General features: G+C 66.1%; 19 protein-coding genes. 12 read left to right on the plus strand and 7 right to left on the minus strand.

Translation table 11 applies throughout. The features are described from left to right. Positions 1–94 precede the first annotated feature (94 nt). The 8 genes from HFK18_RS11930 (at position 95) to HFK18_RS11965 (ending at position 13,235) form a co-directional block, all read left to right on the plus strand. Positions 95–1,117: a LacI family DNA-binding transcriptional regulator gene (locus tag HFK18_RS11930; protein WP_089238008.1), complete on the plus strand. Its 1,023-nt coding sequence runs from the start codon at positions 95–97 to the stop codon at positions 1,115–1,117. A 76-nt stretch (positions 1,118–1,193) separates the two neighbouring features. Then, positions 1,194–4,280 carry a TonB-dependent receptor gene (locus tag HFK18_RS11935; RefSeq protein WP_180166410.1) on the plus strand — a complete coding sequence of 1,029 codons (3,087 nt, stop codon included), beginning with the start codon at positions 1,194–1,196 and terminating at the stop codon, positions 4,278–4,280. Between the two features lie 246 nt (positions 4,281–4,526). Next, positions 4,527–6,131 carry a glucoamylase family protein gene (locus HFK18_RS11940; RefSeq protein WP_089236188.1) on the plus strand — a complete coding sequence of 535 codons (1,605 nt, stop codon included), beginning with the start codon at positions 4,527–4,529 and terminating at the stop codon, positions 6,129–6,131. 4 nt (positions 6,132–6,135) lie between these two features. Then, the gene (locus HFK18_RS11945) at positions 6,136–7,476 is read left to right on the plus strand and encodes a sugar ABC transporter substrate-binding protein (protein ID WP_180166657.1); all 1,341 of its coding nucleotides are present in this window, start codon (positions 6,136–6,138) and stop codon (positions 7,474–7,476) included. Beyond that, positions 7,473–8,354, plus strand: a complete 882-nt coding sequence (locus tag HFK18_RS11950; RefSeq protein ID WP_089236186.1) for a sugar ABC transporter permease — start codon at positions 7,473–7,475, stop codon at positions 8,352–8,354. Before HFK18_RS11945 ends, HFK18_RS11950 begins: the two co-directional genes overlap by 4 nt. Beyond that, positions 8,351–9,187 (plus strand): carbohydrate ABC transporter permease, encoded by an 837-nt coding sequence (locus tag HFK18_RS11955; RefSeq protein ID WP_089236185.1) that lies wholly within the window; start codon positions 8,351–8,353, stop codon positions 9,185–9,187. Before HFK18_RS11950 ends, HFK18_RS11955 begins: the two co-directional genes overlap by 4 nt. Next, positions 9,184–12,351, plus strand: coding sequence for a discoidin domain-containing protein (locus tag HFK18_RS11960; protein WP_180166411.1), 3,168 nt, complete (start codon positions 9,184–9,186; stop codon positions 12,349–12,351). The genes HFK18_RS11955 and HFK18_RS11960 overlap by 4 nt, the downstream gene beginning before the upstream one ends. A 2-nt stretch (positions 12,352–12,353) precedes the next feature. Further along, on the plus strand, positions 12,354–13,235 hold the full coding sequence (locus tag HFK18_RS11965) for an endonuclease/exonuclease/phosphatase family protein (protein ID WP_180166412.1): 882 nt from the start codon (positions 12,354–12,356) through the stop codon (positions 13,233–13,235). A 192-nt stretch (positions 13,236–13,427) separates the two neighbouring features. Here HFK18_RS11965 and HFK18_RS11970 read toward each other — a convergent pair whose 3' ends face one another. Further along, complete coding sequence (locus HFK18_RS11970; RefSeq protein WP_180166413.1) at positions 13,428–16,676, minus strand: Rne/Rng family ribonuclease; 3,249 nt, start codon at positions 16,674–16,676, stop codon at positions 13,428–13,430. 406 nt (positions 16,677–17,082) lie between these two features. Here HFK18_RS11970 and HFK18_RS11975 point away from each other — a divergent pair, with 406 nt between their 5' ends. Beyond that, positions 17,083–18,057, plus strand: a complete 975-nt coding sequence (locus tag HFK18_RS11975) for an RluA family pseudouridine synthase (RefSeq protein ID WP_180166414.1) — start codon at positions 17,083–17,085, stop codon at positions 18,055–18,057. 548 nt (positions 18,058–18,605) lie between these two features. Here the strand turns inward: HFK18_RS11975 and zupT are convergent. The 3 genes from zupT to HFK18_RS11990 all read right to left on the minus strand — a co-directional run bounded on the left by zupT (position 18,606) and on the right by HFK18_RS11990 (position 20,276). Beyond that, positions 18,606–19,415, minus strand: coding sequence for a zinc transporter ZupT (gene zupT, locus HFK18_RS11980; RefSeq protein WP_099821162.1), 810 nt, complete (start codon positions 19,413–19,415; stop codon positions 18,606–18,608). Positions 19,416–19,512: 97 nt separating this feature from the next. After that, a complete protein-coding gene (locus HFK18_RS11985) occupies positions 19,513–19,929 on the minus strand; it encodes an energy transducer TonB (RefSeq protein ID WP_180166415.1) in 417 nt (138 codons plus the stop codon). Continuing rightward, a complete protein-coding gene (locus HFK18_RS11990; protein WP_025876725.1) occupies positions 19,926–20,276 on the minus strand; it encodes a 4a-hydroxytetrahydrobiopterin dehydratase in 351 nt (116 codons plus the stop codon). Before HFK18_RS11990 ends, HFK18_RS11985 begins: the two co-directional genes overlap by 4 nt. 90 nt (positions 20,277–20,366) lie before the next feature. Here HFK18_RS11990 and HFK18_RS11995 point away from each other — a divergent pair, with 90 nt between their 5' ends. Together HFK18_RS11995 and HFK18_RS12000 are read left to right on the plus strand one after the other, a co-directional pair. Next, positions 20,367–20,966 carry an NfuA family Fe-S biogenesis protein gene (locus HFK18_RS11995; RefSeq protein WP_165377620.1) on the plus strand — a complete coding sequence of 200 codons (600 nt, stop codon included), beginning with the start codon at positions 20,367–20,369 and terminating at the stop codon, positions 20,964–20,966. A 10-nt stretch (positions 20,967–20,976) separates the two neighbouring features. Next, positions 20,977–22,728: a hypothetical protein gene (locus HFK18_RS12000; RefSeq protein WP_180166416.1), complete on the plus strand. Its 1,752-nt coding sequence runs from the start codon at positions 20,977–20,979 to the stop codon at positions 22,726–22,728. Between the two features lie 123 nt (positions 22,729–22,851). Here the strand turns inward: HFK18_RS12000 and HFK18_RS12005 are convergent, their stop codons facing one another. Both HFK18_RS12005 and HFK18_RS12010 read right to left on the minus strand, forming a co-directional pair. Continuing rightward, positions 22,852–23,265, minus strand: a complete 414-nt coding sequence (locus tag HFK18_RS12005) for a barstar family protein (protein WP_099821159.1) — start codon at positions 23,263–23,265, stop codon at positions 22,852–22,854. Next, positions 23,262–23,726 (minus strand): ribonuclease domain-containing protein, encoded by a 465-nt coding sequence (locus HFK18_RS12010; RefSeq protein ID WP_180166417.1) that lies wholly within the window; start codon positions 23,724–23,726, stop codon positions 23,262–23,264. Before HFK18_RS12010 ends, HFK18_RS12005 begins: the two co-directional genes overlap by 4 nt. Positions 23,727–23,949: 223 nt before the next feature. On the opposite strand from HFK18_RS12010, the gene HFK18_RS12015 reads away from it, so the two are divergent. Continuing rightward, entirely contained in the window at positions 23,950–24,561 is a 612-nt protein-coding gene (locus HFK18_RS12015) for a superoxide dismutase (RefSeq protein ID WP_089236174.1), read from the plus strand. 142 nt (positions 24,562–24,703) lie between these two features. On the opposite strand, the gene HFK18_RS12020 is transcribed toward HFK18_RS12015, so the two are convergent. Then, a complete protein-coding gene (locus HFK18_RS12020) occupies positions 24,704–25,540 on the minus strand; it encodes an endonuclease/exonuclease/phosphatase family protein (protein ID WP_180166418.1) in 837 nt (278 codons plus the stop codon). Between the last annotated feature and the right edge of the window lie 57 nt (positions 25,541–25,597).

Here is a 25,597-nt window from a genome sequence, read left to right on the forward strand (position 1 = left end):
GGGACATTCGCCTAACGGACTGTTTACAAGCGCAGATGGAAACGCTTACATTCCGCGCCATTGCTGGTAGATCCAAGCCGTGGAGGGCGGCTTCGTGAACAAAGCAGCCATAACAATCAAAGACGTCGCCCGTGAAGCCAAGGTCTCTGTGGCCACCGTTTCGCGCGCGCTCAACGGGCATGAAAATGTCGCCGAACCGGTCCGCCAGCTTGTGCTGGAGGTGGCCGCACGGCTGCGTTACACCCCGCACGCCGCCGCCCGCAGCCTGAGCAGCCGCCGCACCAATACGGTGGGCGTGGTGCTTCCAGACCTGTACGGCGAATTCTTCTCCGAACTGATGCGTGGCATCGACAACGTCGCCCGCAGCCGGCGCCAGCACCTGCTGGTGTCGAGCTATCACGGCGACCAGGAGCAGCAGGGCGCAGCCCTGCGTGCCATGCGCGGCCGGGTCGACGGTCTGCTGGTGCTCTCACCCTATGCCGAGAGCCCGGGGTTCCTGACCGACAACCTGCCGCAGGCATTGCCGACGGTACTCATCAACACCTACCTGCCTGGGCAGGACCATCCGGTGTTGAGCATCGATGACCACGCCGGGGCGATGGCGATGACCCGCCACCTGCTCGACGCCGGCCATCGGCGCATTGCATTCATTTCTGGCCCGGACCTCAACTTCGACGCGCGTGAGCGCCTGCGCGGCTTCCGTGATGCGCTGGCGGCTTTTGGCGGTGGCGCCGAGGGGATCGAGTTGCCCGGTGATTTCGACGAAGCTTCCGGCCATCGCGCCGGTCAGGAGTTGCTGGCAGCCGGCACGCTGCCCGATGCCGTATTCGCCGCCAACGACATGATGGCCCTGGGTTGCCTGTATGCCTTCGCGCAGGCAGGTGTCCATGTGCCCTCCGATGTCGCCCTGGCCGGTTTCGATGACATTCCGCTTGCGCGTTTCGTCCACCCGTCGCTGACCACCATGCAGGTCAGCATCGCCGAACTGGGCGATCGGGCGATGTCGCGCTTGCTGCAGTTGATGGACGGCACCTCCACGGATGGGACAGGGGACAAGCAGACCCTGGTCCCGCGCCTGATTGTTCGCGATTCCACCACTCCGCCATCCGGCCATTGAAGCCAGAGGCGTTCCTTCTTTTTTGATTGATCGCAGGTGCCGCGCAAGCGGTCACCGCCACCCGGAGATTGAGTTGATGATGCATTCCACGATCCGCACGCCGGCGCGCCGGCTGCTGAGCACCGCCCTGGTCAGCTGCCTGATGCTGGCCGCCGCCCCGAACGTCATAGCGCAGTCGGCCAACGCCAGCCTGCGTGGCCAAGTGTCCGGCGCGCAGGCCGGCGCCGAAGTCACCGCCACCAACATCGCCACCGGTACCGTGCGTCGCGGCACCGTGCGCGCCGACGGCAGCTATTCGCTGATGGGCCTGGACCCGGGCACCTACAATGTCGTTGCCAACGGCCAGACCCAGAAGATCACCGTTACCGTCGCTTCGACCGCGACGCTGAACTTCAGCGAGGCGGCTGCTGGTGGTACCGGCACGACCGCCGCCACCAACCTGGACACCGTCAACGTCGTCGCGCCGACCCTGCTGCAGGAAGTGCGCACCTCCGAAGTCGGCAAGACCGTCAGCCTGCAGCAGATCCAGACCACCCCGCAGGTGTCGCGCAACTTCCTGGAGTTTGCCGACGCCGTGCCGGGCATGATCTTCACCCGCGATGCCAAGGGCAACACCTCGCTGCGCGGCGGTGCCACCAACTCCGACGGCACCAACGTCTATATCGACGGCGTGGGCCAGAAGAGCTACGTCAAGGGCGGTGGTATCTCCGGCCAGTCCGGCAGCGCCGGCAATCCGTTCCCGCAGCTGGCCATCGGCGAGTACAAGGTCATCACCGGCAACTACAAGGCCGAGTACGGCCAGGTTTCCAGTGCCGCGATCACTGCAGCGACCAAGTCCGGCACCAACGAGTTCAAGGGTGAAACCTTCTACCGTTACACCAACGACAGCATGCGTGCGATGACTCCGGCCGAGCGCCAGCCGGGCAAGAGCAAGGAAGAGTCGGCCGAGAAGGAATACGGTTTCGCCCTGGGCGGCCCGATCATCCAGGACAAGGCCCACTTCTTCGTCACCTATGAAGCCAAGCGCTTCGACCTGCCGGTGACCATCGCGCCGGACGGCGCAGTGACCCCCTCGGCCGCCAACCTGCCGGCTGACGGCGCCGCCGGCCTTGGCCCGGCCAGCCAGCCGTTCCAGCAGGACCTGATCTTCGCCAAGATCGATTTCGAGCCGACCGACAACGATCGCATCGAACTGACCTTCCAGGACCGCGACGAAACCCAGCAGCAGTTCAGTGGCCAGACCGCCAAGGTGCACGGCAAGGTCGTGGACAACACCGACCGTCGTTACGCCCTGCGCTGGAACCACAGCGGTGAGCGTTTCTACAACGAGTTGATGGTGACCCACGAGGAGGCCTTCAATAACCCGCTGCCGTTGAACTACGGCAACGGCATCATCTACACCGCACCGGATTTTGGTGACACCGACGCCAACCGTCCGCAGGAGAAGACCCTCGTCCAGGTCGGCGCGGCAGATGCCTTCGCCTCGCAGGTGAAGGGCCAGAAGGGCTGGGCGATCGAGGACAACCTGACCCTCGATGGTCTGCAGTGGGCCGGTGACCACACCATCAAGATGGGTGCCAAGTACAAGCAGATCGATCTGTACGCCTCCGACGCGGCGCAGATCAATCCGCAGTTCTCCTACACCATCGACAACCCGGCGTTCCCGTCGAACATCCCTTACCAGGCACAGTTCACCAAGGCCAGCACCGGCGTCACCGGCGTGCAGTCTGAAGTGCGCGCCAAGGTCAAGCAGATCGGTCTGTTCATCCAGGATGACTGGCAGGTCAACGACCACCTGCAGCTGAACATCGGCCTGCGCTGGGATTACGAGAAGAATCCGATCTACACCGATTTCGTGACCCCGCCGGAGGTTGTGAAAGCACTGTTCTCGCAGGATCCGAACGCGCCGGCAGGCGTCTCCCAGACCTACGCCGAAACCCTCGCGCGCAGCGGTCTGGACGTCAACGACTACATCAGCACCGGTCGCAACCGCAAGAACTTCAAGAATGCATGGCAGCCGCGCCTGGGCTTCTCGTATGACGTCAACGCCGACGAGCAGCACGTGTTCCACGGTGGCGCCGGCCGTTCCTATGATCGCGATCTGTTCGACAACCTGGCACTGGAAACCACCAAGCTGGCACTGCCGCAGCCGACCGTGTTCTTCCGCAACCCGGCCACCGGCAACTGCATGTATGGCCAGACCCCGTGTTTCGACTGGAACCCGAACCTGCTGAACGGCATCGAGAACGTGCAGGCGCTGCTGGGTTCCACCAGCAACGAAGGCATGGAAGTCGATCTGCTGAACAACAACATGAAGGTGCCCTACGCTGACCAGTTCAGCCTGGGCATGAGCAACCAGTTCGGCGAGTGGCTGACCGATGCCACGATCTCGCGCACGCTGACCTATGACGGCTTCGCCTTCACCCTGGGCAACCGCTTCAACAACGGCAATTTCTTTGACAACCAGATGCTGTGTGGCGCCAAGGAGCCGACCTATGGCCAGCCGTGGAACTGCAACATCCCGGGCTTCGGCAGCCTGATCATCGGCCAGCAGGGCATCAAGACCCGTTCCACCCAGATTTTGCTGTCGGCGCAGAAGCCGTACACCAAGGAAAGCGGCTGGGGCACCTCGATCGCCTACACCTGGACCAATGCGCGCCACAACCGCAACATCAACGAGCACTACTCGTTCGATCGCGGCACCATCGGCGAGTACCCGACCATCAAGTCCAATGGCGCGCCGCGTCATCGCCTGGTGGTCACCGGTTCGTATGACGGCTTCTGGGGCATCACCTTTGGCGGCAAGCTGACCCTGGCTACGCCGACCCCGGGCAACGACTGGTCCTGCATCGCCCAGGCCGGCAATTCGAACTGCATGCCGACCCCGGCTGCCGGCACCCCGTCGGGCAATGGCCACTTCCTGCTCGGCGGCAAGATCTTCGGCTACCGCTCGCTGGACCTGCAGGCGACCAAGACCTTCAAGCTGGCCGGCGATACCGAGCTGTATGCCCGTATCGACATCATCAACGTGCTCAACTTCGACAACTTCTCGAACCTGAACTACGTGAAGCAGGACGGCACGCTGCTGGTGAGCTACAACGAGACCGGCGACGTCATCGGTACTCCGCGCCAGGTCAAGGCCGAAGTGGGCTTCCGCTTCTAAGCGGAACGCCTGGTGCAGCACCACGGAGCCCTCGGTTCGCTGATGGCTCCGGTTTCAACGGCAATGGCCGGCCTCCGGGCCGGTCCATTGCCCACGCCATTGCCAGACAGGGGGCAATGGCGTGGGCAATGACCGCGGTGTCATCGACCACGTTTCCGTGGTTTTTTAAGACCGCACTTTGTAAACGATTTCAGGTCATTGGACGTTATGCTCTTTCATCGATCAGCCCACCGGAGGAACCGCGCCATGCAGGCACGCCACCTGATGACCGCCGCTGCGATGACCCTGGCCATCGCCGCCTGCAAACCGGCCCAGCAGGAGCCTGCCAAGCCGCGCCCGCCGGTGATCCTGATCGAGGCCGACGCACCGCCTCGGCCGATGAAGCCTGAGCTGCCGCCGCTGTTCGATGACCTCGAGCGCCGCACCTTCCAGTTCTTCTGGGATACCACCAACGAGATCAACGGCCTCACCCCGGACCGCTATCCGTCGCGGCCGTTTGCCAGCATCGCTTCGGTCGGCTTCGCCCTGACCGCCTATCCGATCGGCATCGAGAACGGCTGGGTCAGCCGCAACCAGGCGATCGACCGCACCCTGACCACCCTGAAGTTCTTCCGCGACGTGCCGATGGGCCCGCAGCGCACCGGCAAGGCCGGCTACAAGGGTTTCTACTACCACTTCCTGGACATGCAGGAAGGGCGCCGCTACGACAGCTGGGTGGAACTGTCCTCGGTGGACACCGCGTTGCTGATGATGGGCGTGCTGTTCGCGCAGTCGTACTACGATGGCGACGATCCGCGCGAGAAGGAAATCCGGCAGATCGCCGACACCCTGTACAAGCAGGTCGACTGGCCGTGGCTGCAGCAGCGTGCGCCGCTGATCTCGATGGGCTGGTTCCCCGAGAACGGCTTCATCGACCATGACTGGATGGGCTACAACGAGGCGATGATGGTCTACATCCTTGCCCTGGGTTCGCCCAGCCATCCGGTCAGCCCGGATGCGTGGACGGTGTGGACGCGCACCTACGACAACGACTGGGGCGTCTACCAGGGCCAGGAATACCTGTCCTTCGGCCCGCTGTTCGGCCACCAGTACAGCCACGTCTGGATCGATTTCCGCGACATCCAGGATGCCTACATGCGCGAGCGTGGCAGCACCTACTTCCTCAACAGCCGTTCGGCCGCGCTGGCCCAGCGCGAGTACGCCATCGCCAATCCGATGAACTGGAAGGAGTACGGCGAGAACGTGTGGGGCCTGACCGCCAGTGATGGTCCGCAGAACACCACCCAGGAATACCGCGGCGAGCAGCGCCAGTTCCGCCATTACTCTTCGCGCGGCGCAGGCCTGCGCGAGAATTTCGATGACGGCACGATCGCGCCAACCGCCGCGATCTCCTCGGTCGTGTTCGCGCCCGAGGAAGTGATCCCGGCGACGCTGGAGATGCACAAGCGCTACGGCGACTACATCTACTCCAGCTATGGCTTCCTGGATTCGTTCAATCCCAGTTTCAACTACGACATCCCGATCAAGACCGGGCGCGTGGTGCCTGATCGCGGCTGGGTCGCCAGCGACTACATCGCCATCGACCAGGGCCCGATCCTGACCATGATCGCCAACTACCGCAATGACTTCGTCTGGGATGTGATGAAGAAGAACCCGTACATCCGCAAGGGCCTGGAACGGGCGGGCTTCAGTGGTGGCTGGCTGGCGCCGGAAGGTTCCTTCCAGCCGCTGGAGCTGCAGAAGGATGAGAAGGCCGCAGCGGCACGTGCGGTCGGTATCGCTGAATCACGTGCGGCCGCCGCGCAGGAACAGAAAAACAATGCCAACCGCAACACCGGCCAGGGGAAGTAACAAGGTGCACGACTGGAAACACCGCCTGCGACGCTGGGCATTGCCTGCACTGGCCGCGCTGGTCATGGCCGCCTGTGCCCGCCCCGAGCAGGGCACCACCACCGTGCGCTTCTGGGCGATGGGCCGCGAGGCCGAAGTGGTCAGCGAGCTGATCCACGAATTCGAAGCGGAGAACCCCGGCATCAAGGTCGATGTGCAGAACATCCCGTGGACGGCCGCGCACGAGAAGCTGCTGACCGCGTTCGCTGCCGATGGTCTGCCCGACGTATGCCAGCTCGGCAACACCTGGGTGCCCGAATTCGCCGAACTCAACGCACTGACGCCGTTGCAGCCGTTCGTGCAGCGCTCGACTGTGGTCGATCCGAAGGACTATTTCCAGGGCATCTGGGATACCAACGTGATCCACGACGAGCTGGTCGGCGTGCCGTGGTACGTCGATACCCGCCTGATCTACTACCGCAAGGATCTGTTGGCCAAGGCTGGCTTCGACCACCCGCCGCGCACCTGGGCGGAATGGAACGAGCAGATGGCCGCGATCAAGCGCATGCAGGGCCCGAACCGTTATGCCGTGCTGATGCCGATCAACGAGTTCGAGCAGCAGCTGTCGCTGGCGCTGCAGCAGCCCGATCCGCTGCTGCGCGACGATGACACCCGCGGCAATTTCTCCAGCCCCGGCTTCCGTCGCACGCTCGGTTTCTACGCCAACATGTTCGAGCAGGGCTGGGCGCCGAAGATGTCCGAGACGCAGATCTCCAACGTCTGGGATGAATTTTTCCGCGGCTTCAACGTGTTCTACATCTCCGGCCCGTGGAACATCCGCGAGTTCAAGAAGCTGCAGCCGAAGGAACTGGAAGGGCAGTGGGGCACCGCCGCGCTGCCGGGCCCGGAGGGTCCGGGCGCGGGCATCGCCGGTGGCACCAGCCTGGTGATCTTCCGCAAGTCGCAGCAGAAGGAAGCCTCCTGGAAGCTGATCGAGTTCCTGTCGCGGCCGGCAATCCAGGCGCGCTTCCACGCCATCATCGGCGACCTGCCGCCGCGCCGCAGCACCTGGAACGCGCCGTCGCTGGCCAACGATCCGCTTGCCGCCGCGTTCCGCGACCAGCTGGAGCGGGTCAAGCCGACCCCGAAGGTGCTCGAATGGGAGCGTATCGTGCAGGAAATGCGCATCGTCACCGAACAGGTGGTGCGCGGTGGCCTGCCGCAGGACAAGGCCGTGGCCGAACTGGACCAGCGCGTGGACAAGGTGCTGGCCAAGCGTCGCTGGATGCATGAACAACAACGCCTGCAGCGCAGCGCACCCCCCTCGGGTTCGACCAGTGCAGTCGCGGCCGGGAGCCCGCAATGAAACGTTCTTCCCTTGCTGGCTGGATCTTCGCCGGCCCCTCGCTGATCGTGCTTGGTGTGTTCTTCGGCCTGCCGGTAGCCTCGGCGCTGGCGCTGAGCGTGACCGACTTCGACCTGTACGCGCTGGCCGACAGCAGCAACCTGCGCTTCGTGGGTCTCGGCAACTACATCGACCTGCTGCAGACGCCGATGTTCTGGAAGTCGCTGTGGAACACCACGTATTTCGTGGTGATCGGCGTGCCGTTGTCGATCGGCGTATCGTTGGGCGCGGCGATGCTGCTCAATGCCCCCGCGGCGCGCTTCAAGGCGCTGTTCCGCACCGCGCTGTTCGCGCCGGTGGTGACCACGCTGGTGGCAGTGGCAGTGATCTGGCGCTATCTGTTCCACACCAGCTACGGTCTGGTGAATTACGGCCTCGGCCACCTGGGCATCAGTCCGATCGACTGGCTGGGCGATCCCAACTGGGCGATGCCGACCATCATGCTGTTCGCGGTCTGGAAGAACTTCGGCTACAACATGGTGATCTTCCTGGCCGGCCTGCAGGCGATCCCGCATGACCTGTACGAGGCCGCGCGCATCGACGGCGCCTCGCGCTGGAAGCAGTTCCTGCACATCACCCTGCCGATGCTCGGCCCGGTGCTGCTGGTGGTCGGGGTGATCACCGTTTCCGGTTACTTCCAGCTGTTCGCCGAACCCTATGTGATGACCCGCGGCGACCCACTGCAGAGCACCGTCAGCGTGCTGTATTTCATGTTCGAGGAAGGCTTCAAGTGGTGGAACCTGGGACGCGCCTCGGCTGTGGCGTTCCTGCTGTTCCTGATCATCCTGGCGGTGACCACCGTGATGCTGCGCTTTGGCCGCAAGAGGCAGTTGGTATGAGTCGTGAAATCGGCCAGTCACGCTGGCACCCGTGGATGATCAACGGCGCGCTGCTGGTGCTGGCCCTGGTCAGCCTGGCACCATTGCTGTGGATGCTGTCGGTCTCGTTCATGCCGCAGGGCGAGGCCACCCACTTCCCGCCGCCGCTGCTGCCGTCCAGCATCACCACGCACAACTACACGGAGCTGTTTGCGCGCACCGGCATGGGCGGCAACTTCGCCAACAGCCTGCTGGTGTCGCTGGCGATCACCCTCGGTTCGCTGCTGCTCAACACGATGGCCGGCTACGCCTTCGCCAAGCTCAACTTCGTCGGTCGTGAGCGCCTGTTCCAGGTGCTGATGGCGGCGCTGGTGATCCCGGCGCAGGTGGCGATGCTGCCGCTGTTCCTGCTGATGAAGCAGCTGGGCCTGGTCAACAGTTTCGGCGGCGTGATCGTGCCGGCGCTGGCCAGCGTGTTCGGCATCTTCCTGGTGCGCCAGTACGCCCGCTCGATTCCCGATGAGCTGCTGGAAGCGGCGCGCATCGACGGGGCGGGGGAGCTGCGGATCTTCTTCCAGATCGTGCTGCCGATGCTGAAGCCGGTGCTGGTGACGCTGGCGATCTTCACCTTCATGGGCGCATGGAACGATTTCATGTGGCCACTGATCGTGTTGACCGACCAGGAGCACTACACTTTGCCGGTGGCGCTGGCCACCCTCTCGCGCGAACACATCATGGACGTGGAAATGATGATGGCCGGCGCGGTGGTCACCGTGGTTCCGGTGCTGGCGCTGTTCCTGGTGCTGCAGCGGTACTACATCCAAGGATTGTTGCTGGGGAGCGTGAAGGGATGAAGCGTGCGATCGCCGTTGGACTGGGCCTGTTGTGGTCTTCCCTGGCGATCGCCGCACCACCGGCGCTGCCCGCGCCGAAGGTGCTGGATGATTTCGACGACATCAGCGCATGGAAGCTGGTGTTGTCCGACCAGGTCAGCGGCTCGCTGCGGCCGGTCAGTGGCGCCGGCGGTGGCCGCGCGCTGTGCCTGGATTACGACTTCCATGAGGTCTCCGGCTACGTCGGCATCCGTCGCCCGCTGAACATCGAGTACCCGGCCAACTACCGTTTCGGTTTCCAGCTGCGCGGTGATTCGCCGGCCAACGACCTGCAGTTCAAGCTGATCGACGCCAGCGGCGACAACGTGTGGTGGGTCAACCGCCCCGGCTACGCCTTCCCCAAAGCGTGGACGCCGGTGGAGTACCGCCGGCGGCAGATCGACAAGGCCTGGGGGCCATCGCCAGAGAAGGACATGGCGCGCAGCGCGTCGATGGAATTCACGATCTACAGCAAGGTCGGCGGCCGTGGCACGGTGTGCTTCGACAAGCTGACCCTGCAGGGCCTGCCCGCGCAGGATGATTCGGCGCTGCGGCCCTCGGTGATCGCCGATACCGCAACCGCGCTGCAGGACCGGATGATCGACGGCAAGTCCGATACCTTCTGGATCAGTGGCGGGGTCAAGCAGCAGACCATCAGCCTGGACCTGCACAAGAGCCGCGAGATCGGCGGTGCGGTGATCGACTGGCTGCCGGACCTGGAAGCGAACCGCTATACCGTGCGTACCTCCGAGGACGGTCGTGACTGGCGTACCGTGCGCGAAGTGACCGCCGGTGCCGGCGGCCGTGACTGGCTGGCACTGCCCGACACCGATGCACGCTACGTCCGTTTCGACCTGCAGGGCGGACCGAACTGGCGCTACGGCATCCGTGACATCACCCTGAAGCCGCTGGCGTTCGCCGCGACTCCCAATGCCTTCCTGTCCTCGGTGGCGGCCGACCTGCCGCGTGGCACATTGCCGCGCGCCTACGTCGGCGAGCAGCCGTACTGGACCCTGTTGGGCCTGGACGGTGGCCAGGAACAGGCATTGATCAGTGAGGACGGCGCACTGGAGCCGGCCAAGGGCAGCTTCAGCATCGAGCCGTTCATCCGCCTCGACGGCAAGCTGCTGGATTGGGCCGACGTTGCCATCACCCAGTCGCTGCAGGATCGCTACCTGCCGATCGCCACGGTCGACTGGGTGCACGAGAAGGCCGGCCTGTCGGTGACCAGCTTCGTGCAGGGCACGCCCGAACGCGCGCAGCTGATCGGGCGTTACCGCTTGAGCAACCCGGACAAGGTCGCGCACGAATACACCCTGGCACTGGCGATCCGCCCGTGGCAGGTCAATCCGCCCACCCAGTTCCTCAACACGGTGGGCGGCTTCAGCCGCATCGACAGCGTGGACGTGGGCGAGCAGCTGGTGCGCATCAATGGCGAACCGCGGCTGTATCCCCTGCAGGTGCCGGATGCGCGCTTTGCCAGCAGTTTCGACGGCAAGCTGGATGCGATGCACCTGGCCAGCGGCAAGCTGCCCGCCACCACCGCCGTGAAGGATCCGACCGGCATGGCGTCCGGCGCACTGCTGTACACGATCAAGCTCGAACCCGGGCAGAGCCGCGAGGTGGCGATCGTGCTGCCGCAGACCGGCAGCTGGGCGCCGCAGGCGCTGGACGTGGCCAAGGCACAGCAGCAGGTTGCGGCAATGTGGCGCGACAAGCTGGGTGCTGTGACCCTGCAGGTGCCGGCTGCCGGCCAACCGCTGGTGGAAACCCTGCGCACCGCGGTGGCGCACATGCTGATCTCGCGGGTCGGCCCGCGCCTGCAGCCGGGTACGCGCTCGTACGCGCGCAGCTGGATCCGCGATGGCGCGATGATCTCCGAAGGCCTGCTGCGGATGGGCCGCAGCGATGCCGTGCGTGACTACGTGACGTGGTACGCGCCCTATCAGTTTGAGAATGGCAAGGTGCCGTGCTGTGTCGATGCGCGTGGCAGCGATCCGGTGCCGGAGAACGACAGCCATGGCGAGCTGATCTACAACATCGCCGAATACGGCCGTTACACCGGCGACACCGCCTTCCTCGAGCAGATGTGGCCGCACGTGCTGGGCGCCTACAGCTACATGGAACAACTGCGCGGCAGCGAGCGCACCGAGGAGAACCGTGCGCGCAATCCTGCCTTCTACGGGATGATGCCGGCCTCGATCAGCCACGAGGGCTATTCGGCCAAGCCGATGCATTCGTACTGGGACAACTTCTGGGCGCTGCGTGGTTACAAGGACGCCGCGCAGCTGGCGGCGCAGCTGGGCAAGGTCGAGGCGATGCAGATCAGCGAATCGCGCGATCAGTTCCGTGATGACCTGCAGGCCTCGCTGCTGGCGGCCATGCAGCAGCAGCGCATCGACTACCTGCCGGGTTCGGCCGAGCTGGGTGACTTCGACGCCACCTCCACCACGATTGCGTTGGCACCGGGCGGCGAGCAGGGGCGGTTGCCGCAGGAGGCGCTGGACGCAACCTTCCAGCGCTACTGGAATGAATTCGTCGCGCGCCGCGATGGCAAGCGCGAATGGAAGGACTACACGCCGTACGAATGGCGCAACGTCGCCGCGTTCGTGCGCCTGGGCTGGCGTGATCGTGCCTGGCAGGCCACCGAGTTCTTCTTCAAGGATCGCGCGCCGCAGGCCTGGAACCAGTGGGCCGAGGTGGTCTCGCGTACGCCGCGCAAGCCGTTCTTCGTGGGTGACCTGCCGCATGCCTGGGTGGCCTCGGACTTCGTCCGTTCGGCGCTGGACATGTTCGCCTACAACCGCGATGCGGATGAGGCACTGGTACTCGCCGCCGGTATCCCGGTGGCGTGGCTGCAGGGCGAAGGCATCGCCGTGCAGGGCCTGCGCACGCCGCAGGGGCAGCTCAACTATCGCCTGCAGCGCAGCGACAAGCAGCTGGTGCTGGACGTGCAACCCGGGCTGGTACCACCCGCCGGCGGCGTGGTGCTGCCATGGCCGTATGCAGGCGAACCCGGCCAGGCGACGGTCAATGGCGAGACGGTGGAATGGATCAACAACGAGCTGCATGTGCACCAGTTGCCGGCACGGGTCGAGATCGAGGTGCCCAGCGCAGTGCGCCGCGCCGAACGCAAAGGGCAGTAACCATGCGTCAACCGATCGGGATCGGCCGCCGTCTCTGCGTGCTGGGGCTGGCGATCGCGCTGGCCCTGCCGGGGCTGGCCGCAGCCGCTGAGCCGGTCGCCGCGGCGAACGCGGCGGCCGTCAGCGAGCCCGGCATGAGCATGGTGACGTTCAACCTGCACCATGACCGCGAGGACTGGCCCAGCCGTCGTCGCACGATCGTGGCCGAGCTCAAGCGCCTGCAGCCCGATGCCATCGCGTTGCAGGAAGTGATCCAGAAGCGCAACGTGCGCAACCAGGCGCAGTGGCTGGCCAGCCAGCTCGGTTACCGCTACGTATTCGTGTCCACCGATCCGGTGGGAGCGCCCAAGCGCTACGGCAATGCGCTGCTGACCCGGCGCCCGATCCTGGCCCGTGGCGAGCACCTGCTGCTGCCGCTGGATGACTACCGCACCGTGGTCCATCTGCGCATCGACGTGGACGGCAAGCCGGTCAATGTCTATGCCACCCACCTCAACGAGCGCAGTGACGACGCCGGCCAGCGCATCCGCCGCAGCCAGGTCGAGGACCTGCTGCGTTTCATTGCCGGCAGCGCTGCGGGTGCGCCGGTGGTGATTGCCGGCGACTTCAATGCACTGGTCGATGCCGGCGATCTGAGCGAGCTGCGCAGCCACTACGGCGACAGCTACGGCAGCGTGCACGTCAACACCGACCTGGCCGGTGTCAGTACGCTCAACCGTCACTACTACCAGGCGCCGTCGCGGATCGACCACATCTTCTTCCAACAGGACCAGATGGTCGCGCGCGAAGCGAAGATCCTGTTCGACCAGCCCGATGACGGTGGCCGTTGGGCCTCTGATCACTACGGGGTGTGGACCCGGCTGCAGTTCGCGCCGGCAAACTGACGCACGCTCTGGTAGAGGCCAACCTTGGTTGGCACAGGCGCTCCCGCATGCATGAAACCCACGGCGCCAACCAAGGTTGGCCTCTACCAGGGCGCGCCCTATTGATGGCAGGGGGCGCTGGGCGGCAGACGCACAAAAAAACGGCGGGGATCATCGATCCCCGCCGTTTCGTTGTTGCCGATCAACGATGGATCAGGCGGCAGGCGGCGTGCGCTTGCCAGCGTCCTCGTCTTCTTCCAAGGCCTGCGCGTCGGCGGCCTGTGCGGCAGCGTCGGCATGGCCATCAGCGATCGGGTCGACCGCCGCCGGTACGACCGGATCGGCGACCGGTGCGGCGGTTTCCACCGGTGCGGCTTCGACAGCCACCGGGGTAGCCGGCAGCTCGACGACCGGGGCGACTTCAACCGCGGCCTTCGATTCGACTGCCGGAGCAGCTTCCACCACCGGCGCGAGGTCGGCTACCACCGGCTTCGGCTCGGCCACCGGAGCGGCTTCGACCACCGCGGTCGGTTCAGCGACCGGGGCGGCTTCGATCGCGACAGCGGTCTCGACCACCGGCGGCTTCGCCTCGATCACCGGAGCCGCTTCAGGTGCGGGCTGCACGGGCGTCGCCGCATCGATGGCATCCAGCATGCTGGTCTGCACCGGCGACGGGGTCGGTTCGACCTTGGCGACGGCTTCCACCGGGGCCGGGGTCTGCACCGTGGCTGCCACCGGAACGGCTGCTTCGACCACGGCGCTGCTGACGGCAGCGACCGGAGCAACTGCGGCGGCTACCGCAACCGGTGCACGTGCCGGCTTGCCGGCATCAGCGGCGGCCGGCTCGACTTCGTCATCGAAATCGAATTCCGGCTGCGAACGCGACGGCTGCACGGCGGCAACCGGGGTGTTCACCGAAGCCTGGGCGTTGTGTTCGACGGAATCGCCGTCGTTGTCTTCGCCCTCGGCATCATCGCCGTCGTCCATGTCATCACCCAGCACGTCACCGCCTGCGGCGTTCTCGGCACCACCACGACGACGACGACGACCACCGCGACGACCACGGCGGCGGCGCGTTGCGCCTTCGCCGGTCTGATCGCCTGCTGCATCGGTCGTTGCGTCTTCGACAGCCCCGGTCGCAACCACGACCTCGGCGTCGGTCGCAGCGGCGGTGGTATCCACGGCCGCGACAGTGTCGACCGCGTTTTCAGTGGCAACGGCGGGTGCCAGTACCTTCTCTTCCTGCGCCACGACCGTGGCGGCAACCGCAGTGGTGGCAGCCACGGCAGCTGCTGCGGTCACGACATCAGCCGGGGCTTCGGCAGCGGCACGCTGCGGCTTCTCGGCCGGCTTGTCACCGTCCTGCGGGCGCGGCTGCTTCGGCTGCTTCAGCTTCGGCTGCTGCTGGCCCTGACCCTGGCCCTGTTCGTTACGCGGTTTGTTCTGCTGCGGCTGCTGCTGGGCATCCTTCGGCTTGCCCTGCTGCTGCGGCTGCTGCTGGCCATTGCCATTGCCATTGGCCTGGTTGCCGCCGTTGCGGCCATCCTTGCGCTGCTCACCGCGGTCCTTGCGGTTGCCGCCGTCCTTCTGCTGCTGCGCATTGCCATTGCCGCCGTTGCCACGGCTGTCCTCGCGACGGTCCTTGCGGTCCTTGTTGCGATCCTTGTTGCGGTCACGACGGCCGCCATCCTGCTGCGGCTGACGTGCGACCGGGGCCGGTGCGGGCGCCGGTGCCGGCTCGCCGCCAAAGATGCGCTTCAGCCAACCAACCACACCGCCACTGGCGGCAGCAGCCGGAGCCACTGCGGCCACCGGCGCGGGTGCCGGCGCTGCGGTCGGTTCCACTTCGTCCCGCACCGGGGCGGGGGAGTTGTGCTTGACCTGGGTCACCATCGGCGGCGGGATGTTCAGCTGGCCCTTGGTCAGCGCATGTACCGGCAGCTTGCGTGGGGTACCGCGCTGGTAGCTTGGCTTGCCGCTTTCCTCGCCCAGTTCGTTGTCGCGCAGACGGGTGACGGTGTAATGCGGGGTGTGCAGCTGCTCGTCGGCAACGATCACGATCGGCGCCTCGTGGCGCTTCTCGATTTCGCCCAGCGCGCCGCGCTTCTCGTTCAGCAGGTAATTGGCGATCTCCACCGGGGCCTGTACCAGCACCTGCCCGGTGTTCTCCTTCATCGCATGCTCTTCAGCAACGCGGATGATCGACAGCGACAGCGACTCGACGCTGCGCATGCGGCCATGGCCGTCGCAACGCGGGCAGACGATCTGGCTGGACTCGCCCAGGCTCGGGCGCAGGCGCTGGCGGCTCATTTCCAGCAGGCCGAAGCGCGAGATGCGACCGACCTGCACGCGTGCACGGTCGTACTTGAGCGCATTCGCCAGGCGGTTCTCGACTTCGCGCTGGTGCTTGTTGGACGCCATGTCGATGAAGTCGATCACCACCAGGCCGCCGAGATCGCGCAGGCGCAGCTGGCGGGCCACTTCCTCGGCCGCTTCCAGGTTGGTCTGGAACGCGGTGTCCTCGATGTCGCTGCCCTTGGTGGCGCGCGAGGAGTTGACGTCGACGGCCGTCAGCGCTTCGGTCTGGTCGACCACGATCGAGCCACCCGACGGCAGGCGCACGTTGCGCTCGTAGGCGCCTTCGATCTGCGATTCGATCTGGAAGCGGTTGAACAGCGGGATGTCGTCCTTGTAATGCTTGAGCTTGCGCAGGGTCTGCGGCATCACCTGCTGCATGAACTCCTTGGCGTGCTCGTACATCTCCTCGGTGTCCACCAGGATCTCGCCGATGTCGGCGCGCAGGTAGTCACGCAGGGCGCGCACGATCAGGCGCGATTCCTGGTAGATCAGGAACGGGGCCGGCTTGCTCAGGGCGGCTTCGGCGATGGCGCGCCATACGTTCAGCAGGTAGTCCAGATCCCACTGCAGCTCTTCCGCATCGCGGCCGACGCCGGCGGTACGGATGATGACGCCCATTTCGTCGGGGATGTTCAGCTTGTCCAGGGCGTCCTTCAGGGCGGCCCGGTCTTCACCCTCGATGCGACGGGAAACACCGCCGGCGCTGGGCGAATTCGGCATCAGCACCATGTAGCGGCCGGCCAGGGAGATGAACGTGGTCAGGGCAGCGCCCTTGTTGCCACGTTCTTCCTTGTCCACCTGGACGACGATTTCCTGGCCTTCCCTCAGCAGCTCGCGGATGCCGGCCTTGTTGTGGTCGACACCGGCCTGGAAGTAATCGCGGGAGATTTCCTTCAGCGGCAGGAAGCCGTGGCGACCGCCACCGTATTCAACGAAGGCCGCTTCCAGCGAGGGCTCGATGCGGAAGATCCGGCCCTTGTAGATGTTGGACTTCTTCTGTTCCTTGGACGGCTGCTCGATGTCGATGTCATACAACGACTGGCCATCCACGATGGCAACACGCAGCTCTTCAGCCTGTGTGGCGTTGATCAGCATTCGCTTCATTGTTGCGTTCCTCGCAAGCGGCTACCGCGCGGAACGCCATGGAGTTTCGCCTCTGGACACGGCTCGCCGCCCATTCGCGCAAGCGCGGGGAGGGCGGCTTGGGTTTCCAGCGCTACGACACCACGGCAGGCCGCGGGAGCGCTTCAATTTTCTGGTTTTGGGTGTTGCAGGGCCGGAGGCAGCTGTCAGCCAGGCTGGAGCGCCGCACGGGACATGTTCAGCGCGACTGCGTGTCAGGCAATCGGCGATGGCCGGGAACGCCGGTGAGCCGCTAACATGGCCGCCCCGCGGGCGGTGGTCGCGCACTGTGCCGGATTCGTCGGAAGCGGGGCTTCTGGCCCTGAGTAACTTCCAACGAAATCAATCCCTTATCTCGCCCCCCGAGTGTAACAGAATAAACAGGCTGATGACTGCACAAGACCCCACCAAGCCGGCCGGCGACAAGCCTTCCGTGCGCATGATCACCGTTCCGGCCGACCGCGCCGGCCAGCGCCTGGACAATTTCCTGCTCGGCCAGCTCAAGGGTGCCCCGCGCAGCCTGGTCTACAAGCTGGTCCGCAGCGGCCAGGTGCGCGTCAATGGCGGCCGCGCCAAGGCCGAGCGCAAGCTGGAGGCCGGCGACGAAGTGCGGATACCGCCGGTTCGTCTCACTGAAGAGGGAGACAAGGCGGGTCCACCCGAGGCGTTCATGCGTCGGCTGGAGCAGGCCATCGTCTTCGAAGACGCCCGTCTGCTGGCGCTGAACAAGCCGACCGGCGTCGCCAGCCATGGCGGCAGCGGCATCAGCTTCGGCGCCATCGAGACCCTGCGCGCCCTGCGCCCTGGGCAGACCCTGGAGCTGGTCCACCGGCTGGACCGTGACACCTCGGGCCTGCTGATCGTGGCCAAGAAGCGTTCGGCACTGAGCGAGCTGCAGGCGCTGCTGCGTGAAGACCACGGCGCGGGCATCCGCAAGCGTTACCTGACCCTGCTTGCCGGGCGCATGCCGGACGGTGTGATGACGGTCGATGCGCCGTTGCACGTAGGCCTGCGCCAGGGCGGCGAGCGCCATGTGCAGGTCAATGCGATCGGCAAGGAATCCATCAGCCATTTCCGGGTGCTGGAACGCAAGGGTGGCCATTCCTACTGCGAGGTGCGCATCGAAACCGGCCGCACCCACCAGATCCGTGTGCATGCCCAGCATCTGGGGCATCCTGTAGCCGGAGACGACAAATACGGCGATCCTGCAGTCAACAAGCGGCTTCGTGAGCAGATCGGGCTGAAGCGCCTGTTCCTGCATGCCGCGTCGCTGGAGTTCGCGCTGGACGACGGCAAGAGCCCGTATGTGCTGAGTGCGCCGCTGGCGGATGAGCTGGTCGAGGCGTTGGACAGACTCCGCTGACGGCAGTTCGGCGGCGCCGGGGGCTTGGTCGGTACCGTCGTTCCCCTGCGATGAGTGGGCTTGTCACTTTCTTTGCTCGTGCAAAGAAAGTAACCAAAGAAACACGCCGCCATCCGCGAGCCGGCGCCGCGCGCCGGTACCCTGTGCTCCTCGCTCCGCCGAGGGGCGGCGCGGAACTCGCTGCGCTCAGACACCCGCGCCTCGTTGCCCTCGCCGGACCTGCGGTGCTCGACTCGCTACAAGGCGGACCCGACAGCCGCAGCGTAGACCCATGGCTGCTCGCAGCCTTTGTAGAGTCGAGCCACGCTCGACTCACGCGCGCAGCGCGGGCTTCGCTTTTCATTCTTTCATCGCGCGGCTGGCGCGCACGGAAAAATGACGGGGCACGGGCGGGGGCGGTTCGCGGGGGTGTCCGCGGCATGGATGCCGCGGCCAAGCCCCCAGGGAAGGGTTTACGGCGTCCCCCGCGAATCGACCTCGCCTGTGACCGCTCGATACTGTGGAATGCGTCAGCCGCGAGGGGGCTCAGCCCGTTGGCCGGACACCCTTCACCACTTGAACAGCACCAGGCTGATTGCCAGCGTGCCCATGCCCGCCACCAGCCCGTACACCGTCTCGTGCCCCTTGGCGTAGCGCTTGGCCGCCGGCAGCAGCTCGTCCAGCGCCAGGAACACCATCACACCGGCAATCAGGCCGAACACCCAGCCGAACGTGGCGTGGGACAGCGAGCCGGACAGCAGTACATAGCCGATCGCCGCGCCGACCGGCTCGGCCAGGCCTGACAGCAGGCTGGCGGCGAACGCGTAGAACTTGTTCTGCGTGGCGAAGTACACCGGCACTGCAATGGCGATGCCCTCGGGAATGTTGTGGATGGCGATGGCGAAGGCCAGTGGCATGCCCACCGACGGGCTCTCCAGCGTCGCGAAGAACGTCGCCAGCCCCTCCGGAAAGTTGTGCGCGGTGATCGCCACCGAGGTCAGCAGGGCGACCCGTTTCAGGTAGTCGCGGCTGTTCTCGCGGAAGGCTGGGTCCTGCTTGTCCAGGCTGTCATGCGGGTTGGGAATGAAGTGGTCGATCAACACGATCACCACTACGCCCAGCAGGAAGGCGAGGGTGCCGTAGGTGAAGCCGGTGCGCTCACCATAGGCCAGCGCGAACGAGGCGATGGATTTGTTGAGGATCTCCGACAGCGAGACGTACACCATCGCGCCGCCGGCAAAGGCCAGGCCGAAGGCCAGCAGGCGCGGGTTGGGGCGGCGCGAGAACAGCACCAGCAGGCTGCCGATGGCGGTGGCAAGGCCAGCAGCGAGGGTGACCGCCAGGGCGATCCAGATGTTTTCGGGGGGAATCTGCAGCATGTACCGACGCGTTCCTTGTCATCAAGCAATCGCCCCGGCGCGGGCCGGGGCGGCAAAGGCGAGGCGGGCGTCGGCTGGCCTCGTCAGCGGCAGGCGATCAGCCGCCGCGGCGCAGGCTTTCTTCGATGGCGAAGCACTGGTCCGGCTTCGGCTGCGGCGGGTTGAAGCTGACCGGCACCTGGATCGTGGCCGGCACGGCCTCGCCATTGCGGGTAGCGGCCTTGAACTGCCAGCCCTGCACGGCGGTCTTGGCCAGATCGTCCAGCTGCGGGTTGCCTGCGCCGGTCAGCAGGGTGACCTCGCTGGGTTTGCCGTCGGTGCCGATCACCACCTTGAAGGTGCTGGTGCCGCCCACGCCGGTACAGGCCAGTTCCAGCGGGTATTGCGGCGGCGGGGTCTTTACCGCAGCCACTTCGGTGGGGGCCGCAGCCGGCGCTGCCGGCGGCTCGGAGGTGCCGCAGCCGGCCAGGGTGGTCGCGGCAAGCAGGGACAGGCTCAGCAATCGCACGTTCATTTCAGTTGCTCCGTCAGGGCCGAAGTCTTCGCTGCGCAGATGAAGTCGTTCTCGCTCAAGCCGCCCACGTCGTGGGTGGAGTAGCGGACGACGGCACGGTCGTAGTGGACGCCGAGGTCCGGGTGATGGTCCTCGCCGTGGGCGATCCAGGCCAGCGCGTTCACGAAGGCCATGGTGGCGTAGTAATCCTTGAAGCGGAACGTGCGCACCAGCGCCTGGCCGGCCTCGGCCAGCTCCCAGCCGGGAACCTGCGGCAACAGTTCGGCCAGGCGGGCCTCGCCCAGCTTGTGGTCGCTGCCTTTGCGCGGCACGCAACGGGCCTGCGCCAGCGGAATCAGGTCGGCCATGGGTTCCTCCACCTCGTGTTGACTGAACAATGCGCCGGCCGGTGTATAAAACGAATGAGCGGCTGACGCTTACTTGGCTAGAATAGCCTGATGATCCAGATCTCCGACACTGCCCAGACCCATTTCCGCAAGCTGATCGAACGCGAGGGCGTGCCCGGCATGGGCGTGCGCTTGAGTGCGGTCGAACCCGGAACCCCGCGTGCCGACGCCCGGCTGGAGTTCGCCGAGCCGACCGACCTGCTCGGCGACGAGTGGGCGGTGGACTGTGATGGCTTCACGCTCTATGTCGATGCCACCAGCGTTGGCTGGCTCGACGGCGCGGAGATCGACATCGTGCCCGGTACGGCCGGCACCCAGCAGCTGACCATCAAAGCGCCGCGGATCAAGGGCGAAGCGCCCGGCGATGCCGCCTCGCTGGTCGAACGTGTGCATTGGGTGGTGGAAAACGAAGTCAATCCGCAGCTCGCCTCGCATGGCGGCAAGGTGGCCGTGCAGGAAGTCTCGGCCGACGGCGTGGTGCTGCTGCGCTTCGGCGGTGGCTGCCAGGGTTGCGGCATGGCCGACGTCACCCTCAAGCAGGGCATCGAGAAGACCCTGATGGGCCGTGTGCCCGGAGTGACCGCCGTGCGTGACGCCACCGATCACGACAGCGGCCACGCCCCGTATATTCCGCGCGGCAACGCCGCCTGATCGCCAACGCGTGCCTCTGCCCAGAGCCGAGCAACTCATCGACCTGCTGCTGGCGCGCCAGCAGCGACCGCCCATCCTCGAGAAGAACACCGGCCTGCCGTACGGCTGGGCGATCTGGCTGCGGACGCTGACGCCGCTGCCACGTCCGTTGCACGCGCGCGAAGTGATCGCGGTGCTGCTGCCGCGACCGCTGCCAGGCCCCCCTGGGCAATTGCCGGCGCTGGGACCATGGGCGTCCCTGCGCCGCTTGTTCTGGCAGGACTGGGATCCGGCGCCTCGCGACCAGCGCTGGATGCGCTGGACCTCGGCGCTGCTCAGCGCGCTGCTGCATCTGTTGTTCTTCCTGCTGCTGCTGTGGGTAGCGGTGATCCGCACGTCTTCGCCGGACGAGCAGGGCAGCGAGGGTGAGCGCGTGCAGATTGAATTCGTCGGCCGTGCTGCGCAGGAAGGCGGTGGCGACCAGGCCGGAGCCGAGGCGGCGGCTGCAGCAGCCGGTGCCGTAGCCGCCGGCCAGGAGGCGGGAGCTGCCACTGCGCCGCGCCCGCAGCCTGCTGCACCTGCGCCGTCATCCGCCGCCGCTGCCACGTCTCCGACCGCCAGCGTGCCGCCGCCGCCCGAGGTCGAGCCGGCGCCGGTGGCCGCACCACCGCCCTCACCGGTGCAGGCCACCGAAGTGGCGCAGGCGACCACCGATTTCGTGGTGCCGCCGATGGCGCCGCCGCGGACCGAGGTCAGCATCGTCCCGCGCGACACCGTTCCGACCGTGCGTGAGCGCAGCGTGCAGCCGGTACAGGCTGCGCCGACACCAATGCCGGTGCGCACGCCCGAGGTGGCGGTGCAGGCGCCGCGCGTGCGCGACGTGCAGGTGCAGGAACGCGAAATCGCCACGGTCGAAGCGCCGGTGGCCTCGCAGCCGATGCGCACCACCGACATCCAGGTGCGCGTGCCGGAGCGTGAGGTGCAGGTGCGCGAACGCGAAGTGCAGGCCATGACCGATCCGCAGGTGCGCATGGCCGCCGTCGCAGGGCGCGAGCCCACCGTGCGTGCGCCTGCCGGGCGCGAAGTGCAGGTGCGCGAACGCGAGGTTGCAGCCGCTCCGCTACCGGCTGCGTCGACCTCGGCCGGCAGTGCGACCACGCCTACGCCGGCACCCGCAGGCAGCGCAGCGCAGAACAGCGCCAGCGCGGCGCGTCCTGCGGCGACCAGTACTGCCCCCGCGCAGGCGGGTGCACGCCCGGCGCCGACCCCGGGCAACTGGGCGACACCTGCACGCGGGGACGACTGGGGCGCTTCCAGCCGCAATCGCGATGGTGCCAATCAGGGCGCCGCGCAGGCCAGCGCCGGCAAGGGGGAAGGTCTGTTCAATGCCGACGGCAGCGTGCGCGTGGCCGGCCAGGACGGCGCTGGCAAGGCCGAGCGTGGCGCACCTGGTGGAGCCAACGACGGCTGGAGCAAGGAACGCATCGCCGAGTCCGGCAAATGGTTGAAGCGGCCGCCGTACGACTACACGCCCACCTCGTTCGATAAGTACTGGGTGCCGCAGGAATCGCTGCTTGCCGAATGGGTGCGCAAGGGCGTCAAGGCGATGGAGATTCCGTTGCCGGGCACCAGCACGAAGATTTCCTGCGTGATCTCGATCCTGCAGGCCGGTGGCGGCTGCGGCCTCACCGATCCGAACATGCAGGACCAGCCGGCGGTGGCGCGTCCGCCGCCGGATATCCCGTTCAAGAAAGAGCTGCAGGAAGATAACGGCAGCCGGTAGGGTGCCGCATCCACGCATGGCGTGGATCTACTGAGCATCCAGCTGCACCGGGTAGATCCACGCCATGCGTGGATGATCCATGCGCTTGCGCGTGCATGCCGACCAAGGTCGGCCTCTACCAGGTCACGCGCTCTGCGACAGGAATACCCAGAACGGGACGTCGCGGCCCACCCAGTCACGGCTGGCTTCATCAAGGATGTCCAGCAGCGTGTCGAACTCCTTGCCTGCACCGGCGCGCAGGGCATCGACATCGGCCAGGAACAGCGCGTACCCGTTGGCCGGTAGCCATTGCAGGTCGCGCAGGTTGTCAGCCAGTGCATCCCAGTTGCCGCCGAAGCCGGCAGGGAAATCAAGCTGGGCGGCCAGCCGTGCCAGCAGGGTGCGCTTGTCACTCACGCCATCCAGGTCGATCCGGATCACCTTCAGGTCGGCATCGCGCATCGCTGCCGACAGCGCGCTGATATCCGAGGTGTCGATCGCGTAGACGCCGGCATTGTTGATGTCATGCAGGCCGAGGCCGAAATCATCGTGGCTCATGGACGTTCTCCTGAGGCCGGTACGGTGAAGCTGCGGAACGATTCGTAGTGGTCATCGGTGTAGTACCAGGCATCGGGCGGGTTGCCACCGGTGACGATGCGCCGCGCACCGCGGTTGCCCGTGCCAGGCGTGTCGACGGTGTACTCGCGGTAGTAACCGCGCGGACGCTGTGGCAGTTGTTGTTCGCGGTTGCCGAAGGTGCTGCCGTCCTGGCGATGTGGGAACGGGCCGCCGCGCTGGATCAGCGCGATGGTCTGGCGGGCTTCGGCCGGCAGGAAGGCGGGCAGGCCGTCACTGTCACTGCCGCTGCCGCTGCTGCGCACCGTCGGTGCACTGGCGGCCGGCGTGCTCTGCAGGTCGGGCGCGAACTGCGGCGGCGGCGGCCGCTGCAGGAAATGATTGACGACCAGGCCGAGCAGCAGCAGGGCGATGGCGGTGATCAACAGCCGGGGGTTGCGCATGGGCAGGAGCGGGCGAGGGTGGTACGCCCACTGTAGCGCCTGCGCGCTGCACCCTGCATGAGGGCACGCGCTGCGTCACTGCTGCGTAACAATTGCCGGCATGCTCACCTGCAGGACGCAATTTCCTTTACATCCCCCTTGGTAATCTTGCGGTCTGTCCCCATCATTCACCGCGCACCGCCCGACGATGCCGTCGGGTGCCCTCGCTATCAGGAGATGCATCATGGCCTACACCCTGCCCAAGCTGCCCTACGCCTACGACGCGCTGGAACCGCATATCGATGCGGCGACGATGGAAATCCATCACACCAAGCATCACCAGACCTACATCAACAACGTCAACGCTGCGCTGGAAGGCACCGAGTACGCCGACCTGCCGGTCGAAGAACTGGTGAAGAAGCTGAAGTCGCTGCCGGAGAACCTGCAGGGTCCGGTGCGCAACAACGGTGGCGGCCACGCCAACCACTCGCTGTTCTGGACCGTGATGGCCCCGAACGCTGGCGGTAATCCGGTCGGTGATGTGGCCAAGGCGATCGACAAGGACCTGGGCGGTTTCGACAAGTTCAAGGATGCCTTCACCAAGGCCGCACTGACCCGTTTCGGCAGTGGCTGGGCCTGGCTGAGCGTGACCCCGGACAAGAAGGTCGTGGTCGAAAGCAGCGGCAACCAGGACAGCCCGTTGATGGAAGGCAACACTCCGATCCTCGGTCTTGATGTGTGGGAACACGCGTACTACCTGAAGTACCAGAACCGCCGTCCGGAATACATCGGCGCGTTCTTCAACGTCATCGACTGGAATGAAGTCGAGCGTCGTTACCAGGAAGCGATCGCCTGATCGCAGTGCCTGCGTGAACGCAGAAAGGCCGGGGGAGATCCCGGCCTTTTTGTTTGTCTGTGACCGCACCCGCCGGGCATGGCCCGGCGCTACCGGAAACGGGGGTAGCGCCGGGCCGTGCCCGGCGAGCGCAGCGGCGCGTTCATTCGGTGGTGGCGGGTACGTCCTGCAGCCGCAGCGTCGCCATCACGCCCAGGCGCAGGCCGGGCAGGTCGCCATCGGCGGGCAGCAGGATCGCCTGTTGGCGGATGCCGCCGAAGTGCTTGACCTGGAACAGGACATCCAGCCCATGGCCACTGGCACCACCGCCGCTGGCCGCCGGTGCGCCAGGATTGCGCCGGGCCGGCTGGAAGCCGGGCGTGCTGCGCACCAGCTCGACGGTACTGGCGGAGAAATCCCCGGCGATCAGGCTCGGCATGCCCTCGGCCGTGGCGCCGATCCAGGTCATCAGGTCGCTGGTCTGATGTTGCCGGGCGTTGGCTTCATCGGGATCCGGGCGCAGGCGCGCGATGTAGACGTTGACGTCGTTGTCGCCCAGCCGCAGGCGCATCATGCCGGCGGCACTGAAGGTGCCCGGCGGATGCAGCAGGGTGACCCCGTCCTCGCTGACCGGCAGCCGGCTGAGCATCGCGTTGCCGTGCCGGACCGGCTGGCTCGGCGGGTCAGCAGTGACGAAATCGCAGCTGTAGCGCAACCGGCTGGCCAACCAGCAGGCCGGGTTGCGCCCCTGCTGCTGCAATACCTGCTGCACCGAAATCACATCCGGCTGCAGATCGGTCAGCAGCTGCAGCACCTGTTCGCGGCGCTGCTTCCATTGGCCTTCGTCACGGCTGGGCAGTTCCAGCGCGGCGACGGTCAACTGCCGCACCTCTGTGGCAAGGCCTGTGGCCGGCGGCGCCTGTGGCCTGGCCAGCGCAGGCACGGCCAGCATGAGGGCAAGGCAGCTGGGCAGGATGCGGGCGAAGGGCAGGGGGTGCATAACGATAAGTTTACGCTTTTGCCGTGCAGGTTCCGTGACTTCCGGCAGGGCTGCATG

The organism is Stenotrophomonas sp. SbOxS2 (assembly GCF_013416715.1).
Taxonomy (GTDB): Bacteria; Pseudomonadota; Gammaproteobacteria; order Xanthomonadales; family Xanthomonadaceae; genus Stenotrophomonas; species Stenotrophomonas lactitubi.